General features: G+C 31.9%; 19 protein-coding genes. 10 read left to right on the forward strand and 9 right to left on the reverse strand.

Features of this window, described 5'->3' with window-relative positions:
* The first annotated feature begins 7 nt into the window (after positions 1-7).
* Positions 8-2,383, forward strand: coding sequence for a beta-mannosidase (locus E5167_RS09540; protein WP_239021973.1), 2,376 nt, complete (start codon positions 8-10; stop codon positions 2,381-2,383).
* Here the strand turns inward: E5167_RS09540 and E5167_RS09545 are convergent.
* The 3 genes from E5167_RS09545 to E5167_RS09555 are packed head-to-tail and all read right to left on the reverse strand — an operon-like array spanning position 2,380 to position 4,300.
* Complete coding sequence (locus tag E5167_RS09545) at positions 2,380-2,970, reverse strand: LOG family protein (RefSeq protein WP_136843430.1); 591 nt, start codon at positions 2,968-2,970, stop codon at positions 2,380-2,382. The genes E5167_RS09540 and E5167_RS09545 overlap by 4 nt on opposite strands.
* Positions 2,967-3,824 (reverse strand): peptide chain release factor N(5)-glutamine methyltransferase, encoded by an 858-nt coding sequence (gene prmC, locus E5167_RS09550; protein ID WP_136843432.1) that lies wholly within the window; start codon positions 3,822-3,824, stop codon positions 2,967-2,969. Before prmC ends, E5167_RS09545 begins: the two co-directional genes overlap by 4 nt.
* Entirely contained in the window at positions 3,821-4,300 is a 480-nt protein-coding gene (locus E5167_RS09555; protein WP_136843434.1) for a GNAT family N-acetyltransferase, read from the reverse strand. The genes prmC and E5167_RS09555 overlap by 4 nt, the downstream gene beginning before the upstream one ends.
* A 371-nt stretch (positions 4,301-4,671) precedes the next feature.
* On the opposite strand from E5167_RS09555, the gene ribD reads away from it, so the two are divergent.
* From ribD to E5167_RS09575, 4 genes are read left to right on the forward strand one after another with little or no spacing between them, the layout of a single operon-like run.
* Positions 4,672-5,655 carry a bifunctional diaminohydroxyphosphoribosylaminopyrimidine deaminase/5-amino-6-(5-phosphoribosylamino)uracil reductase RibD gene (gene ribD / locus E5167_RS09560; RefSeq protein ID WP_136843436.1) on the forward strand — a complete coding sequence of 328 codons (984 nt, stop codon included), beginning with the start codon at positions 4,672-4,674 and terminating at the stop codon, positions 5,653-5,655.
* The gene (locus E5167_RS09565; protein WP_136843438.1) at positions 5,642-6,265 is read left to right on the forward strand and encodes an HAD family hydrolase; all 624 of its coding nucleotides are present in this window, start codon (positions 5,642-5,644) and stop codon (positions 6,263-6,265) included. The genes ribD and E5167_RS09565 overlap by 14 nt, the downstream gene beginning before the upstream one ends.
* Complete coding sequence (locus tag E5167_RS09570) at positions 6,262-7,125, forward strand: EamA family transporter (protein WP_136843440.1); 864 nt, start codon at positions 6,262-6,264, stop codon at positions 7,123-7,125. The genes E5167_RS09565 and E5167_RS09570 overlap by 4 nt, the downstream gene beginning before the upstream one ends.
* Position 7,126: 1 nt before the next feature.
* Positions 7,127-7,741 carry an IMPACT family protein gene (locus E5167_RS09575; RefSeq protein ID WP_136843441.1) on the forward strand — a complete coding sequence of 205 codons (615 nt, stop codon included), beginning with the start codon at positions 7,127-7,129 and terminating at the stop codon, positions 7,739-7,741.
* Here E5167_RS09575 and E5167_RS09580 read toward each other — a convergent pair.
* Entirely contained in the window at positions 7,738-8,136 is a 399-nt protein-coding gene (locus E5167_RS09580) for an acyl-CoA thioesterase (RefSeq protein WP_136843443.1), read from the reverse strand. The two genes, E5167_RS09575 and E5167_RS09580, sit on opposite strands and share 4 nt — an antisense overlap.
* A 205-nt stretch (positions 8,137-8,341) precedes the next feature.
* On the opposite strand from E5167_RS09580, the gene dnaA reads away from it, so the two are divergent.
* From dnaA to E5167_RS09605, 5 genes are read left to right on the forward strand one after another with little or no spacing between them, the layout of a single operon-like run.
* Positions 8,342-9,769: a chromosomal replication initiator protein DnaA gene (gene dnaA, locus E5167_RS09585; protein WP_136843445.1), complete on the forward strand. Its 1,428-nt coding sequence runs from the start codon at positions 8,342-8,344 to the stop codon at positions 9,767-9,769.
* A 14-nt stretch (positions 9,770-9,783) separates the two neighbouring features.
* Entirely contained in the window at positions 9,784-10,236 is a 453-nt protein-coding gene (locus E5167_RS09590; RefSeq protein WP_136843447.1) for a low molecular weight protein-tyrosine-phosphatase, read from the forward strand.
* Between the two features lie 53 nt (positions 10,237-10,289).
* On the forward strand, positions 10,290-11,777 hold the full coding sequence (locus E5167_RS09595) for a PQQ-dependent sugar dehydrogenase (protein WP_136843449.1): 1,488 nt from the start codon (positions 10,290-10,292) through the stop codon (positions 11,775-11,777).
* A 55-nt stretch (positions 11,778-11,832) separates the two neighbouring features.
* A complete protein-coding gene (locus tag E5167_RS09600; protein WP_136843451.1) occupies positions 11,833-13,638 on the forward strand; it encodes a PQQ-dependent sugar dehydrogenase in 1,806 nt (601 codons plus the stop codon).
* A gap of 4 nt (positions 13,639-13,642) precedes the next feature.
* On the forward strand, positions 13,643-14,359 hold the full coding sequence (locus E5167_RS09605) for an SAM-dependent methyltransferase (RefSeq protein WP_136843453.1): 717 nt from the start codon (positions 13,643-13,645) through the stop codon (positions 14,357-14,359).
* Here the strand turns inward: E5167_RS09605 and E5167_RS09610 are convergent.
* The 5 genes from E5167_RS09610 to dapF form a co-directional block, all read right to left on the reverse strand.
* Complete coding sequence (locus tag E5167_RS09610; RefSeq protein ID WP_136843455.1) at positions 14,356-15,012, reverse strand: peptidoglycan-binding protein LysM; 657 nt, start codon at positions 15,010-15,012, stop codon at positions 14,356-14,358. The two genes, E5167_RS09605 and E5167_RS09610, sit on opposite strands and share 4 nt — an antisense overlap.
* A gap of 111 nt (positions 15,013-15,123) precedes the next feature.
* A complete protein-coding gene (locus tag E5167_RS09615) occupies positions 15,124-16,032 on the reverse strand; it encodes a DUF2279 domain-containing protein (protein WP_136843457.1) in 909 nt (302 codons plus the stop codon).
* Between the two features lie 3 nt (positions 16,033-16,035).
* A complete protein-coding gene (mltG, locus tag E5167_RS09620; protein ID WP_136843459.1) occupies positions 16,036-17,079 on the reverse strand; it encodes an endolytic transglycosylase MltG in 1,044 nt (347 codons plus the stop codon).
* Complete coding sequence (locus E5167_RS09625) at positions 17,079-17,603, reverse strand: GNAT family N-acetyltransferase (protein WP_136843461.1); 525 nt, start codon at positions 17,601-17,603, stop codon at positions 17,079-17,081. Before E5167_RS09625 ends, mltG begins: the two co-directional genes overlap by 1 nt.
* Complete coding sequence (dapF, locus tag E5167_RS09630) at positions 17,597-18,376, reverse strand: diaminopimelate epimerase (RefSeq protein ID WP_136843463.1); 780 nt, start codon at positions 18,374-18,376, stop codon at positions 17,597-17,599. The genes E5167_RS09625 and dapF overlap by 7 nt, the downstream gene beginning before the upstream one ends.
* Positions 18,377-18,531: the final 155 nt, after the last annotated feature.

The following is an 18,531-nucleotide window of genomic DNA, read 5'->3' on the forward strand; positions in this document are numbered from 1 at the left end:
ACATGATGTGCCTCAAACTATTGAGCTACATAGAAATTGGGAGTTCAAAAAAGTTAACGATTCAAACTGGAATCCAGCAACAGTTCCTGGAAATGTACATTCTGATTTATTAGAAAACAACCTTATTGAAAACCCATTTATTGGAAATAACGAACACAATTTACAATGGATTTCAGAATCCGATTGGGAATACAAAACTACTTTTTCAATAGATAAAAAAACGCTTAAAAAACAAAATATTAGTTTATTCTTTGAAGGCCTAGATACTTACGCATCTGTTTACCTAAATGATAGCTTAATATTGAAAAGCAATAATGCCTTTCGTAAATTTCACGTTGATGTAAAACCTTTATTAAAACCTGAAAACACATTGCGAATTCTATTCGAAAATACAACGAAATTTGAAGAACAAGAAAAAACAAAACTAGGTTATTCTCTACCAGAAGGCAATCGTATTTTTACAAGAAAAGCACAATTTCAATATGGTTGGGATTGGGGACCAAAATTAAATACTAGCGGAATTTGGCGACCTGTAAAATTAGTGACTTGGAATGATTATAAAATCGAAGACATCTATATTAAGCAAGTTACTTTAAACGATTCAATTGCAAGTTTGAAACTTGACATCACTGATTCTAACTTAGATGGCTTAACATATCAAATCCTAGTTAATGACACGTTAATTCCCTTTGAGAAATCTGATTTGACATTTCAGATAAAAGACCCAAAACGTTGGTGGCCACATAATTTAGGAGAGCCCTATTTATATGATATTAAAGTTGTTGTTAAAAAAGGAAATGCCATTTTAGACAGCATCTCCACAAAAATAGGCTTGCGAACCATTGAACTCGTCACAGAAAAAGACAGCATAGGTGAGTCCTTTTATTTTAGAGTCAATGATGTGCCTGTGTATGCAAAAGGTGCCAATTACATTCCGCAAAACAGCATGCAAAACAAAGTTACAGATGCTCATTATGAAACATTACTTGATGATGTTGTTGATGCTAACATGAATATGCTGCGCGTTTGGGGAGGAGGTATTTATGAAAACGATATCTTTTATGACTTTTGCGATGAAAAAGGCATCCTCGTTTGGCAAGATTTTATGTTTGCTTGTGCCATGTATCCTGGAGATAAAAACTATTTACAAAACGTCCAACAAGAAGCCATTGACAATGTAAAACGCTTACGAAATCACGCAAGTATTGTGCTTTGGTGTGGCAATAATGAAAATAGTGAAGGTTGGCATCGTTGGGGCTGGCAAGATGGACGTTCTGAGATAGAAAAAGAAGAAATCTGGAATAACTATCTAAAAGTATTTGATTCTATTTTACCAAATACAGTTGCAGATTTAACCAATACTGATTATTGGGAATCTTCTCCAAAATATGGTCGTGGTAATCCTAACTACGAATTTGAAGGTGATGCGCACGATTGGTGGATTTGGCATGATGCCTACCCTTTTGAGCATTTAGAAGAAAAAGTTCCGCGCTTTATGAGTGAGTTTGGAATGCAATCATTCCCTAGTTATGAAGTGATTAATTACATCAATCAAAGTGATCCATTGGAGTTTAACTCTGAAGGATTTAAAAACCATCAAAAACATATTCGCGGTTTTGAGTTGATTTATGAATACATGAAAAGAGATTTTCCAGTGCCAACAAAGGCTGAGGATTATGTATATATGAGTCAGGTAGTTCAAGCCTATGGTATTACCAAAGGCATAGAAGCACAACGACGTGCAAAACCTTATAATATGGGAACTTTGTATTGGCAGTTGAATGATTGTTGGCCATCTATTTCTTGGTCTAGTATTGACTTTTTTGGAAATTGGAAAGCCTTACATTATAAAGCTAAAAAGAGTTTTGAGAATATCTTAGTATCATCTAAAGCTGAAGATAATGTTCTTAAAACATTTATTATAAATGATAATTTAGAAGAAGTGACTGATACGCTATATTTAAAACTCATTGATTTTTCCGGAAAAAAACTCTGGTCATATTCAAAAGAAATTACAGCATCCAAAAATAGTAGTGAACTTGTGCACGAGCTAAACTTAAAAGGCTTCGACAGAAGAAATACAGTTTTAGTATCAAGTTTCAAAAACTCAACATCAACATATTATTTAGCAAAACCAAAAAAATTAAAATTTCAACAAGCAGAGATAACTAAAAAAATCACAAAAACAAAAACTGGTTTTAATATTAAGTTACTAAGCTCATCCTTGCAGAAAGATGTGTTTTTGTATTCAAAAGAAAAAGGACATTTTAGTGACAACTATTTTGATTTATTACCAAATGAAACTGTGGAAATAGAATTTGAAACTAAGTCAAGTACTTTAGAAGATTTAAAGATTAAAACGATGAATGAATTTGTAAATTAAGTTCTATCTAGTTTTAACCACTTTGGAACATCTTGAGGTTTGAAGTGTCTCATTTTATCAAGCAACTTGTTAATGTCATTATCAACAATTAATAGCTCAAAATTTTCCATTTTTAAAAGTCCTTTAGCAACCATGGTTTCCAGCATGCTGATTAAATCATCATAAAACCCATTAATATTTAATAACCCAATAGGTTTTTGATGCAAGCCTAATTGTGCCCAAGTAATAATTTCAAACAATTCTTCAAACGTACCAAAACCACCTGGAAGCGTAATAAATCCATCTGAAATCTCATGCATTTTTAGTTTACGTTCATGCATGTTTTCTGTGGTTATTAGTTCTGTCAACCCTAAATGCACCACTTCTTTTAGTTTTAAGAATTCAGGGATGACACCAATCACTTTTCCGTGATGATCAAGTGAAGATTGAGCAATTTTTCCCATAATGCCGATTTTTGCAGCACCATAAACTAAGGTGATATTTTCTTTTGCCAAAGTTTTCCCTAGGGCTTTAGCTTCAGAAATTATTTTAATATCATTTCCTTCACTACTTCCACAAAATACTGCAATAGTTTTTAACGCTTTCATCGTTTTATGGCTTTAATCATTCTGTCTTTATCAAAAATATCTCTTTTTAGTTCAATACTTTTAAAATCATTATTGACTAATAAGTCTTTTGTACGCTCGCCTAAACTTTCATTGATTTCAAAATACAACTGACCATTGGGTTTTAAAATAGTTTTAGAAATCTCAGTAATGTTTCTATAGAACAATAAGGCGTCATCATCTTTAACAAACAGCGCTAAATGTGGTTCATGTTCTAACACATTCGCGCTCATCCCTTCTTTTTCCAATTCACGTACATAAGGTGGATTGGACACTATGATGTCAAATTCCAAATTACCACAATCCCAATCTAAAATATCAGCTTCAATAAATTCAACCTCTACTTCATTATTAACAGCATTTTGTTTGGCTGTTTTTAAAGCGTCGTTACTAATATCCAAGGCAAAGACTTTTGCATTTGACAAGTTTTTAGCTAGGGAAATAGCAATACAACCACTTCCTGTGCCTATATCTAAAATATTTAATTCAGTTTCTTTGTTTTGCTCAGAATGACAGTTGATTATCCATTGTACTAACTCTTCGGTTTCTGGTCGAGGAATCAACACTGAAGGATTTACCTTAAACACCAATCCGTAAAACTCAGTATCACCAAGTATATATTGAATGGGTTCGTATTTTTTAAGTCCATCAATCGCTTTTTGAAATTTATCGTATTTCTTCCCGGACACAACTGCATATAAATTCTGTGAAATGTCTATACGCTTCATTTTTAGAACTCGCTCGGAAAGCAAGTGAAAAAATGATTTAATTTCAGTATCAGGATAGTATCCTAAAAGTGCATTGTTAAAATAGGTTCGTAATGATTTTAGTATCATGTTAATTCTTTTAGCATATACACGCCACAAATAACGTGTCCTGTGTTTCCTAACGGTTTATCCAGGTGTTTAAATCCATTTTTTTTATAAATCTTAATAGCATTTTTTAATTGTGAAGCTGACTCGAGATAGCAAAATTTATAGTCAAAATCTTTAGCAGCTTTTATGCACAGATCGAACATCATTTTCCCAAAACCTTTTCCACGAGCATCAGGATGAAAATACATTTTTTGCAATTCGCACGTGTCATTAGTAGCACCTTGTAATTGCTTTACACCTCCTCCACCTAATACTTTTCCGTTCTCCTCTACCACATAATAGATAGCTCTTTTTCCTTGAAATCCTTCATACATCTGTTTGACATCCTCATCTTCAAGTGACGATCCAGAAATTGGCATCCCAAACTCTTTAAAACAATTGGTCATAATTGTTTCTATGGACTTATTATCATCAGGCTGAATTTCTCTAATAATCATGCTACTAGCACCTATTTTTTTAATCTTATTTTTATGTTGTGAAGATACGTAATTAAGAGGTGATTTGAATGAAAAAAAACTAAGAGAGAATCTATTTTCATATTTAGAAAGATAGCCCTTTAAAAGACTAATCAAATCATTAATTATATAAGACAAAGGGAATGATATAATTAAAAGTCCTGTATAATTGTGAACTAACCAAGATGAATAAAGTTCTTCAAAACCTTTGGGTATTGAATTAATATAAGAATAACCAATCATAATAATAAAGCCACAAACGAAATAGGCTAGTAAACGAAAAAATAAACTTTTCAATATTATTTTAATTTTCTATAAATATAAATTATAATATTGTCAAACATTAAAAGTTTTTGAAACAACACGAAACATACATACAACGTTGCATAGACATTGCTAAAAATGGATTAGGCTCAGTAGCTCCAAATCCTATGGTTGGTTGTGTCATTGTTAGTAGTGAAAAAATCATAGGTGAAGGTTTTACAAGTCCTTATGGTGGTGCTCATGCCGAAATAAATGCAATTAATTCAGTTAAAGACAAATCATTATTAAAAAAAGCTACATTATATGTAACACTCGAACCGTGTTCACATTTTGGAAAAACGCCTCCTTGTGCTGATGCAATAATTAAATATCAAATCCCAAAGGTTATTATTGGAACTATCGATACTCACAGCAAAGTTGCTGGACAAGGTATTACTAAATTGCGAGCAGCTGGTTGCAATGTTATTGTTGGTGTTTTAGAAGACGCTTGTAAAGAACACCATAAACGTTTTTTTACGTTTCATAATAAGCAACGTCCTTATATTATTTTAAAATGGGCAGAAACTGCTGATGGCTTTATTGCTCCATTGTCTAAAGATGAACAAAAACCTGTTTGGATTACTAATGAATATTCTAGACAAATAGTACACAAATGGAGAGCAGAAGAACAAGCCATTTTGGTTGGCACTAATACGGTTATAGAAGATAACCCGAGTTTAACCACAAGAGATTGGGAAGGAAAACACCCTATTAGAATCGTTTTGGATAAAAAGGAAGCACTATCGAAAGGTTTTAATGTATTTGATGACAAAGCCAAAACAATAGTAATTAAAGAGAAAACTGTTAAAAATATTTACAACGCACTATTTAAATCAAATATCAATTCTGTCATTATTGAAGGCGGCTCTAAAACGCTACAACTTTTTATTGACTCAGGTATTTGGGACGAGGCTAGAATATTCACTGGTAAATCCTTTTTTAAGGAAGGAGTTAAAGCCCCTAAATTAAAAGGAAAATTAATCGCTGATGAACAAATATTAGATGACACATTAAAGGTATATGTCAACAATTAAAACCATTATATTCGATTTTGGTGATGTATTTATCAATTTAGATAAACCAGCCATTAAAAGAGAACTTATAAAGTTAGGAATACCAAAAGCTATAAGCCTTGATATGTATCATATTGCTTCGGAATATGAAAAAGGATTGATTTCTACCGCTGAATTAATTACGCATTTCAATGAGAAGTTCCCAAACGTTGCTACCCAAGATTTCATAAAAGCATGGAATTCAATTATTCTGGATTTTCCAGAGCATCGTCTTGAGTTTGTTGAAAAACTATCTAAAGAAAATAATTATCAACTCATTCTATTAAGCAACACCAACGATTTGCATATAGAACAAGTTATAAAAAATATGAGTTTGCCGCGTTATAAGCGATTTAAAAACTCATTTAACAAATTTTATTTATCACAAGAAATTCATTTAAGCAAACCAAGTCCTTCTATTTATGAGTTTGTGTTAAACGATAACAACTTACAAGCTAGACAATGTTTATTTATTGACGATTTAAAAGAAAACACAGAGTCAGCATCAAAACTTGGCATCCGTACTTGGAATATAATTCCTGGTAAAGAAGATGTTACCCAATTATTTACCATTAAGAACGATTTGTTTTGATTTATCTCTTACTAAGTATTCTCGCATCAACAGCAATTTTTATAGTATTTAAACTTTTTAGTCGCTATAAAATAAATACGTTTCATTCAATTGTTGCTAATTATATAACGGCTTGTATTTGTGGGCTTATTAGTTATGAATCTTCAATAAATCCTTCCGAAATTTTTAACTCAAGATGGTTTATAGGTGCTGTGTTATTAGGGTTTTTATTTATTTCTGTCTTTAATTTAATGGCATTAACTGCTCAACGCAATGGATTATCAGTAGCATCAGTTGCGAGCAAAATGAGTGTGGTTATTCCAGTTATTTTTGGAATATATGTCTATAATGAGAGTTTAGGCTTTCAGAAAATATTTGGTATTATTTTAGCACTCATTGCCGTTTATCTTACGGCTATAAAAGCTAAATCGTCTATTAACATAAGGCAAGGATTATTTCTTCCCTTTATACTCTTTATAGGTTCTGGAGTTATTGATGCATCTATAAAATATTTAGAAACAACATATGTCCCTAAAAATGGCATTCCCATATTTTCGGCTACCATTTTTGGCTGTGCAGCAATTATAGGGTTACTAATCTTGACGTATAAGGCAATAAAACAAACATTTAAATTTGAAATCAAAAATGCTATTGGAGGTGCTTTTTTGGGTGTTATTAACTACTACTCGATTGTTTTCTTATTAAAAGCATTGCAGTTTAAAGGCCTTGAAAGCTCTACACTATTTACGGTTAATAATGTAGCCATAGTAATGGCTTCGACACTAGTTGGCTTATTTTTGTTTAAAGAATCTATATCTAAAAAGAATTGGATAGGCATAAGTTTAGCAATTATTTCCATTCTATTAGTAACTTTGGCATAATTTGGAAACTAACGATACATATAAAACTATTGTAAAGGCTTCAGAAGAAGTATTATTTAAGGACAAAAACAGTAAGTTTTATGGTTACGCCTTTCCTGTAAACTCTGAAGATAGCATAAAATCAAAACTTGAGCTATTAAAAAAGGAGCATCACTCTGCAAGACATTGGTGTTATGCGTATCAAATTGGCACTGAAAACATAATCTATAGAGCCAATGATGATGGAGAACCTAACAACAGTGCTGGAATGCCAATTTACGGTCAAATTCAATCTTTTGATGTTACAAATATATTAGTTGTTGTTGTTAGATATTTTGGCGGTGTAAAACTAGGTGTTGGCGGCTTAATTAATGCCTACAAAACCACAGCCCAACTTGCTTTGGAAAACTCAAAAATTGTTACCAAAACTATAAACAAGAATTACCTTATTACCTTTGATTATAAAAATATGAATAAGGTAATGCGAATTATAAAAGAGAAACAACTAAAAATTGTCAATCAAAAGTTAGAATTGAATTGTCAAATACAAATTTCTGTAAGAAAAAAAGATGCCGAATCCATTTTTGCAATTTTTGAGCAAATTTTCGAAGTTGAAATACGTGAGTTTAACGATTAATTTTGCAGTTTGTCTAAAATAAATTTTGGGCATCTTGTAGGGCGATTCGTTTTCATATTAATAAAAGCCAAAATTGTATTTCCTAATGTTAAAATTTCACCTGCTTCATTTGTGATTTCATAATCAAATTCTATAGTGGCGGTTGGCATTTTTTTCAAGATTGTTTTTACAGAAATTACATCGTCATAACAAGCAGGTTTTTTATATTTTAAAGATAAAGAAATTACCGGAAGCATGATTCCATCTAGCTCCATCTGCTTATAAGACACTCCTAACGTCCTTAACCATTCTATTCTTCCTATCTCTAAAAAATTTGAATAATTACCATGATAGACAACACCCATTTGGTCTGTCTCTCCATATCTAATTCGAATCTTAGTTTCAAAGCTTTTCATAAAAAATAAAAGGATGTTTTAAAAATAATTTTGTATTTTCATGCGGATTTAAACATGCGAAAAAAAAACTTAAAATTCAATAGACATCTATTTTTTTTTTTAGAATTTTGTTCACATATTTGTCATGTAGAAAGCAAACAAGAAAATCCCCATTTTTCTTAATTTCTACAAACCAACTAACAAACTATTAATTTTACAACAAATAATGAGTGTAACTGCGCAATCGGTCTGGAATAACTGTCTTGAATTTATAAAGGATAACATCCAACCGCAAGCATACAAAACTTGGTTTGAACCAATTGTTGCAGTAAAGCTAACTGATAATGCTTTAAGCATACAAGTTCCAAGTAAATTTTTCTACGAATGGTTAGAAGAACACTACGTTAAAATTTTAAAAGTTGCACTAACTAAAGAACTTGGAGAAAGTGCAAAATTGGTATATGTCATAAAAATGGAAAACACTTATGGCAACAAACAACCTTTTACCGAAAAAATACCTAGTTCAAATAGAGGCGCTGTTAAATCGCAAGATGTAGATATTCCATTTAATAATAAAAGCCCTGAGCTAAAAAATCCATTTGTAATTCCTGGAATTAGAAATGTAAAAATTGAGTCTCAGCTTAATCCTAACTATAGTTTTGAAAACTTTTTAGAAGGTGATTCTAACAGGTTAGCTAGAAATGCAGGTTTAGCTGTAGCAAATAAACCTGGAGGCACCTCATTTAATCCTTTATTAATTTTTGGTGGTGTTGGTTTAGGAAAAACACATTTAGCACACGCTATTGGTGTTGATATTAAAGATAAATATCCAGAAAAAACAGTTTTATATATTTCAGCTGAAAAGTTCACTCAGCAATACATAGATTCAGTTAAAAAGAATAATAGAAACGATTTTATTCATTTCTATCAATTAATCGACGTATTAATTATTGACGATGTTCAATTCCTTTCTGGAAAGTCCGGAACACAAGATGTGTTCTTCCATATTTTTAATCATTTACATCAAAATGGTAAGCAAGTTATTTTAACAAGTGACAAGGCTCCTGTTGATATGCAAGATATTGAGCAACGTTTACTATCCAGATTTAAATGGGGACTTTCAGCCGAATTACAAAATCCAGATTTTGAAACCAGAGTATCCATTCTTAAAAACAAACTCTACAGAGACGGTGTAGAAATGCCTGACGACATTATAGATTATGTTGCAAAGAATATTAAAACCAATGTAAGAGAATTAGAAGGCGCTATTATTTCGTTAATTGCACAATCTTCTTTTAATAAAAAAGAAATCACAATAGGTCTAGCAAAGGATATTGTTGAAAAATTTGTAAAAAATACTAAGAGAGAGGTTTCTATAGATTACATACAAAAAGTTGTATCTGATTATTTCCAAATGGATGTAGATACATTACAATCTAAAACTAGAAAGCGTCATATTGTACAAGCAAGACAATTAGCCATGTTCTTTGCGAAAAAGTTCACAAAAGCATCGCTAGCCAGTATTGGCTCGCAAATAGGAAAGCGCGATCATGCTACGGTATTACATGCCTGTAAAACAGTCGATAATTTGTCTTCTACAGACAAACAATTTAGAAAGTATGTTGAAGATCTTTCAAAGAAACTTTCTCTATAAAAAATAGCATAAAAATGACTAAAATTCTAATGGTATGCTTGGGCAATATTTGTCGATCCCCATTAGCAGAAGGCATTTTAAAACATAAACTCCCTAAAAACAGATTCGTTATAGAATCGGCTGGAACTAGCAATTACCATATTGGTGAGCTTCCAGACAAAAGATCTATTGATATAGCTAAAAAATATGGAATAGATATTACTGACCAAAGAGGCAGACAATTTACTGTATCTGATTTTGATAAGTATGATTACATATACGTTATGGACACATCTAACTATCAAAATGTGATGCGACTAGCTCGAAATTTGGATGATGAAAAAAAAGTAAAATTGATTCTTGATGAATTGGCAAGTGATATTATAAATGTTCCTGATCCATATTATGGTGGAGTCTCAGGCTTTGATGATGTATTTCAACTATTAAATAAAGCCTGTGATAGAATTTATGATAGACTAATAGAGTAATTATTACGATTTCTTTTAAAAAAATATATTTTTATAACCACAATACCCTAACTATGAGGAAACTCTACACTTTAATTCTATTTAGTTTTATTTCAACATCAATTTTTTCACAAATTACTTTAGAGGAATTTGGTCCCTCATTCGATAAACCAGTAAGCATCAAAAATGCAGGCGATAGTCGTTTATTTATTGTTGAACAAGAAGGCTACATACGTATATTGAATGCAGATGGAACCTCTCCATCCACTCCTTTTTTAGATATCACATCAAAAGTCAACACCTCAGGAAGTTATGAAAAAGGACTTTTAGGATTGGTTTTCCACCCTAATTATGCTTCAAATGGATATTTCTATGTACACTATAGTGGCGACGATACGCTTACTGAAATTCCAGGTGGTATAGATACTCCAGGAGCTGATGGCCAAGCAGATACTTATGTTGTGAGATACACCGTAAGTGCTAATCCAGATATTGCAGATCCAAGCTCTGAATTGGTAATCATGTCTATTTCTCATCCTTATGATGCGCATTATGGAGGTGATATGGCTTTTGGATTAGATGGGTATTTATATATAGCAAAAGGCGATGGTGGCAATAGTGCTGGTGATCCTGACAATCGAGCACAAAACTTAAGTGAACCAAATGGGAAAATTTTTAGAATAGATGTAGATTCTCCAACAACTACCAACACTTACGGAAATAATTATAGCATCCCTCCTACAAATCCTTATGTTAGCTCACCTGATGGAGCAAATGACCCTCGTAAAGAAATATGGTCCTATGGTCTTAGAAATCCAGCAAAGTTTTCTTTTGACAGCAGTGGTAATATGTGGATTGCCGATGTTGGCCAAGATAGCTATGAAGAAGTTAATTTAGATTTAGGAAATACTGGTAACAAAAATTTTGGATGGAGTTGCTACGAAGGAAGCGCAACGTTTAATTCTTTCCCAGGGTGTAGCTCTCTCTCTTACACTTCAGCAGCTTACGAATATCCTAGAATAGGTGTTTGTGCAATAATTGGTGGATATAGATACCAAGGAACAACTCAAACCGACTTGATTGGTACCTACTTTTTTGCCGACTGGTGTAGCAACGAAATATTTTTGCTTACCGATGCTGGAGGAGGTAGCTGGAACAGAACAACTTATACACCAAGTATAACAGTACAAAGATGGACAGGTTTTGGTGAGGGTCATGACAAAGAATTATACATCGTAGGAAATAGAGGTGGTTTTTCAAAAGTTCATAAAATAAAACAATCCATTCCTTTATCAAACAACAAAGTGGATGTCAATCAAAAATTTAGTATTTATCCAAATCCTTCAAAAAATGGAAAAGTCACTCTAAATTTTTCTAAAGATGTTTCTATTAAAAATATCAATACATACAATTTACAAGGACAACTTATAAAATCTAATCTCCACAAATTGAATAATAAAACAATTCAGCTTGAATACAACAGATTATCTTCAGGTATTTATATCGTTGAAGCTGTTTCTACCTCTGGAGAAAAATCAATAAACAAGCTAATTATCAAGTAATTATTACATCTTATTTTGTTATTTTATTCGTACATTTAAGTAAATAATGTACGCTATGAAAAGTATAAATACATTTATTTTAAATATTTGCTTATTAACCGCTTCTTTTACTTTTGCACAAACAATAGACATACAAAGTTTTGCAACAGGCTTAGATTTACCTGTGAATATAAAAAACGCTGGTGACAACAGACTTTTTGTTGTAGAGCAAAGAGGTTATATTAGAATAGTTAATACTGATGGCTCCATAAATACCACTCCTTTTTTAGATATAGACAACCTTGTTTTAAATATAAATGGTAGTGGAGATGAAAGAGGATTACTTGGTTTAGCTTTTCATCCAAATTACAATTCAAACGGGTTTTTCTATGTTAATTATATTAATAATGATGGAGACACTGTTATCTCAAGATTTGAAGTAAGCACTACTAATGCCAATGTGGCTAATCCAAATTCAGAATTAATAATTCTTACAATACCACAACCCTACAGCAATCATAACGGAGGTCACATGGCTTTTGGACCAGATAACTTCTTATACATTGCCTCTGGTGATGGAGGAGCTGGAGGAGACCCACAAAACAGAGCTCAAGATTTAAGTACGCTACTTGGCAAAATAATTAGAATAGACATTAACAATACAGCCAACGGAAATAATTATGACATTCCAAATAATAATCCTTTTTATAATGATGACGATACAAATACTTTAGATGAAATTTGGGCTTATGGCTTGAGAAATCCTTGGAAATTTTCTTTTGATAGACAAACAGGTGATATATGGATTGCTGATGTTGGTCAAGGAGAGTATGAGGAAATCAATATGGCTTCTCCAACTGATGCTGGATTAAATTATGGCTGGAGATGTTACGAAGGAAATAGCACTTTTAATGATACTGGATGTCCAGATGATAGTGTCCTTACATTTCCAATAGGTGAATATTCGCATTCTAATAGCGGTAATTTTAAATGTTCTATTACTGGTGGCTACCGTTATAGAGGCTCTAATTATCCTAATTTTGCTGGCTTATACTTTTTTGCAGATTATTGTAGCAATGAAATTGGTACACTTCAGGAAAATGGTGGCACTTGGAATATGACTTTTAGTTCTCCTTTTGATGGTAATAGGTGGACATCATTTGGAGAGGATATAAATGGCGAACTTTACATCACTGGAATAGGTTCTGGAACCGTTTATAAAATTATAGATACAGATACACAATCAACAAATACTTGGTACGAAGATGCGGATAATGATACTTTTGGAAATCCTAATGTTAGTCAAGAAGCAGTAAATCAACCATCTGGATTTGTTGCCGACAATACAGATTGTGACGATACTAACGCTAATATTAATCCTAGTGCTACCGAAATACCTAATAACGGAATTGACGAAAATTGTGATGGTTTTGATGCGTTAATATGGTATCAGGATGCTGATAGCGATACTTTTGGAGATCCAGATATTAGTATGACTCAGGAAACTCAACCAGCTGGTTATGTTGACAATAATTTAGACTGCGATGATACCAATGCAAATATAAATCCTAACGCTAGTGAAATTCCAAATAACGATATTGATGAGAATTGCGATGGTGAAATAGAAACAGAAACCAGTGAATACAGTTTTTTAATGCATCCAAACCCTGCCAAGGACGAAGTATATTTTGTTTTTGATGAAAATGAAATTCCGTTCTCTATTGCCTTGTTTGATTTTACTGGCAAACATATTAAAACCGAAACTAATTTTTCTAATCATATTATTTCAATTTCAACAAGAAATTTAGCCTCAGGATTGTATCTTGTGTCCTTATTTAAAGCTAATAGTAAGCTTTCAAACAAAAAACTAATAATTCATTAGCAACATGAATGAGCACTTAGGAAAACTCTATTTAATACCAACAAGATTAGGCGAGAATCAACCCTTAGAAGTATTACCTATTTCAGTAAAAAAAACTATTGAGATAGTGAATGATTATATTGTTGAAAACGAAAAAACAGCACGACGTTTTATTAAAAAAATATGCTCTGGAAAATCCCAGCAATCACTAAATATTCATGTGCTAAATAAATATACTGAACCTACAGAATTGCCAAGTTTTCTCAACGCCTGTTTAGAAGGCAAACCTGTTGGTTTATTATCTGAAGCTGGATGTCCTGCCATTGCAGATCCTGGATCAGACATTGTAAAAATAGCACATCAAAAAAATATTCAGGTTGTACCACTTGTTGGGCCATCATCAATTTTATTAGCTTTAATGGGTTCAGGAATGAATGGTCAGAGTTTTACTTTTAATGGCTACTTGCCTATTGACAAACAAGAAAGAAAAGCGGCATTAAAAAGATTAGAACGCATATCGTTTGAGCAAAATCAATCTCAGTTATTTATAGAAACTCCTTACAGAAATAACAAAATGCTTGAAAATATTTGTGCAACACTACAAAACCATACAAGAGTATGCATAGCTTGTGATTTAACACTGTCAACCGAGTATATTAAAACAAAAACAGTAAGTGAGTGGAAAAAGTCAAATGTTGACTTTCACAAAAGACCAGCTATATTTATTGTACATAAAGATTAAAGCAATGAAGCTTTTGCTTTTTGATCTGCTTTAATAAAAGAGGTGTCGTAGCCAGAGAACTTTTTCATGTAATATCTTATAGTAGTGCCATAAGCATCAGCAAATCCAATAGCTCCATAACTACGCAAATATTTTTTAACACTTCCTGGTCCAGCCAAATGTGCAGCTGCTAAAATTCCAGATTCAGTAACCAGAACACCATCAATTCTTTTACCGACAAATCGTTTAATATCTCTACGTAATATCCACTTATTTCGCATCGCGTTAGCAATAAAAGCCTTTTCTTGAAGTTCAGGATTGTTTAAAAAATCTATAGTATTATAGATGCCAATAAGTTTTAACGTGTTTTTTCCAAACTGATACTTCCCTAAGTACCCTAAAGTATTGACTGTAAAATAGTTTCTTCGGGATTCTTTAAAAGCTAAAGCTTCTTTAAAACCAACAAAACACTTCTCTAAAATTGGCAGATTGTAATTAACATCTTCCTCAATAGCTTCATCAATTTCTGTAAAAGCTGGAGTGTTATAAGCAAGCTCTAACCCTTGTGTAGAATACTTTTCTATATCTAAACTATTGGTTGTTTTAAAAGCAGAAAAAAATGCTATAAAAACGACAACTGGAATAATCGAATATGCTACTAATCCTTTGTACATAATTTAAAATTTAAGAGCTCAAAAAAAAACGTGTTTTTATCCTCAAAATTTCAGCGTGCAAAATTACACAATTTTCTAATATTTTCAAAATTAATCGTTTAAGTGCATTTCTTATTGGAGCAAAAGATGAAATACAACCTTTTTTTTGCTATTAAATTCAACCGTTGGGAGCGGTATTTTTATAACATTTAATACTGAAAATATCGTTTTTAAAACATTAGATTTAGTATTAATGTTGTTCAAATTTACGTCAAAACTTAAATAAAACTGTCGATACCTATCTTGATTTGTAAACATATTATTAACAACTTCATTTTCACCAGTTAACATGCCGTTTGCACCATACCCAATAGCTAGATTTAACCACTTTGGAAAATTAGCTTCCTTAAAAAACGCATTCAAATTCATACTTAACCAGTAAGTTTGACCATTATAATCTTTAAACATTTGCTCAATAAACGAATCGCCCAATTTATCTGGACGCCTATTTGCATATGGAGATTTACTAAACGAATATTTTAATTGCATACGCTGCTCCTGCCAAAGCAACTCTTGTCCAATATACAGCCCTGTCCCTAGAGAGTTAGCAGCAATATCTGACCAGGAAAACCCCCATTCTTTAGAAAACCCATCAAAAATTTCGACTGCTGAGAGAAATGTAAAACCTAAAGTTGCACCATAAATAAGCTGATCCTTTTTACTTACGCCACTCCAATTTAAAACATCAGCTCCTACTCTAGCCAGTTGATATGCTGAAAAAGCATGACCAACCTTATCCATTTGCATCCATTCATTTAAATCGTTAATTGTATGGAATTTTGATTGCTTATAGCCTTGGTACCACAAAGAATTAAGACTAATTAACGCTGAAGTGCCTATAATTGTTTCAGAAATAACAACAGCATTTCTTCTTTTAACATTTAAAGTATCACTCGGTTTTAAAAATGTATTTAATTGTTGCCCTAAAGCGGAAAGACTTATAAAAACAAATAGAAAAGTGAACGTAATTTTATTGCTCACAGTTTAGCGTCTTATTCCTTGTTGCGATAGATAACGTTGATATTCTCTTGCATTTTGATTATGCTGAGATAAAGTTCTAGCAAACTTATGATACCCTGGTTTTTTAGCATCTGCTGCAAAATAAAAATAGTTGTGAGTTTCAAAATTTAATACCGCATCGATAGCCGAAATATCAGGCATAGCGATTAATCCTGGAGGCAACCCCACATTTTTATAAGTATTATAAGGTGAATTGATTTCTTTATGTACGTTAAGAACACGTTTTATAACAGTGTTTTTATATTTTGGCAATCTGTACGCTGCAAATTTTAATGTTGGATCTGCCTGCAAAGGCCAATTATTTTTTAATCTATTTATATAAACTCCAGCAATACGTGCTTGTTCGCTTTTTTGTTTAGATTCTTCTTGTACAATAGATGCCAATGCAATAACCTCGTCAGGCGTTAAGTTTGCTTTACGTGCTTTTTCTAACCTGGAGTCATTCCAAAACTTATTATACTCAGTTAACATTCTATCTCTAAAGCTTTCAGCTGAAGTATTCCAGAAAAACTCATAACTATTAGGAATGTACATTCCTAATGCAGTGGCTTCATTAAAACCATTTTTTTCTAAAAATGATCTATCATTAAAGACCTCTAAAAGCGAAACACTATCTGTTTCAATTTGTTTGGCAATTCTTCCTGCTAAAAGCTCAAGCGAATTTTGATTGTTAAAAGACACTTTTACAGGAATATTATTACTTCTAATAGAGTTAATAATATCATTATTAGTCATATCTTTTTTTATGATATATCTTCCAGCTTTTACATTTGCTACATACTTTTTACGCTTAGCAAGTGCATCAAAAGTATTTATGTTTTTTAAAAGAGGTATTAAACTTTCTCTTACTTTGTTATAATCTGCATCAGATTCAATATAAATATAGGCTTCACTATTATTAAAAGCTGTATTTGGTACAAACATTGCCGAATACACATAATAAGCAAAATATCCAGCTATTACTAACCCTATTAGTGCTACTGCTAAAAGAATTTTTTTAAAGTACATTAGTCGTTTATTAGTTGAAACAAATATTCGTTTTTATAACTTCCGTTTACAATATTCCAGTCTTTTTTTAATCCTACTTCCTTAAAGTTATAACGTTTAAAAAGTTTGATACTAGGTACATTATCTTCCGAAATATTACAATATAATTGATGAAGGTTTAAGTGTGCAAAACAATAGTTAATTAATAATTGTAATGCCTCAGCACCATAACCTTTATGCCTATTATTAGGATCTTTAATCAAGATACCAATGCCAGCGCGTTTATTGTGAAAATCGAAATCAAAAATATCAATTAAACCAATAGCTTTATTTTTTAAAGTTGAAATTACCAAACGTAATTGTTTTACTTCAAAAATATCTTTGTGCGCATTTTCAAGATATTGCTTTATCAAAAACCTAGAATAAGGCGTAATTGTATTACTTATTTCCCAAATATCTTGATTGTTTTCAATCTCGTAAATAAAATCAAAATCCTCAGGCTCTAAAGCTCTTAAAAAAATATGTTCACCCTTTAAAGTCACCATGCAATCTTCCCTTTATAAACCATAGTAGCTGGACCTATTAACCAAACGTCTTTAAAACCATTGCCTTCTTGCTTAAAAGCTACTTTTAAATCGCCTCCTTTTGTTTGTAGTGTAATAAGGTTGTTGTTAGTTCCACCTGTTGCATACATTGCAATTCCAACGGCAGTTACTCCAGTACCACATGACAAGGTTTCATCTTCAACACCTCTCTCGTAAGTTCGCACTGCAAAAATTGAGTCACTTATTTTTTCAACAAAATTCACATTAGTACCTTCTTCATTATAAGGCTCTCCATATCTGATAGACGATCCTTCATTTTTAATATCAATAGCATTAATATTGTCTCTAATTTCAACGTGATGTGGTGACCCTGTATCTAAAAACACATGATTTTTAAAAGCTTCAATGTTAGATACATCCTGCATTTGAAGCTTTACAATATTGTCTTCAATTTTAGCGTGATGTATTCCATCTATTGCTAAAAAAGTAGCTTCATTATTTATAACTCCAATTCGTTTTGCAAAAGCAACCAAACAACGCCCTCCATTACCACACATGGTGCTTTCATTCCCATCAGAATTGTAATACACCATTTTAAAATCTACATCATCATGATTTTCTAATAAAATCAATCCATCAGCTCCAATGCCAAAACGTCTGTCACATAATTGCGCAACGAGTTTGGTATTATTTTTGTCAAAAACATTTTGACGATTATCGATAATTACGAAGTCGTTTCCTGTTCCTTGATATTTATAAAAAGTGTGTGTCATTTTGAATGACAAATATAGAAATATTAAACCGTTTTTTACGCTGTTAAATCATCGTTAAAAATGATGCAAAATTTCGTTAAAATAGATTTTGAAATTCAATATTTTATTAATTTTATTCGTTATCAAATCGTAAAACAATTAAAAACAATAGCTAA

Source organism: Pontimicrobium aquaticum, assembly GCF_005047595.1.
Classification (GTDB): domain Bacteria; phylum Bacteroidota; class Bacteroidia; order Flavobacteriales; family Flavobacteriaceae; genus Pontimicrobium; species Pontimicrobium aquaticum.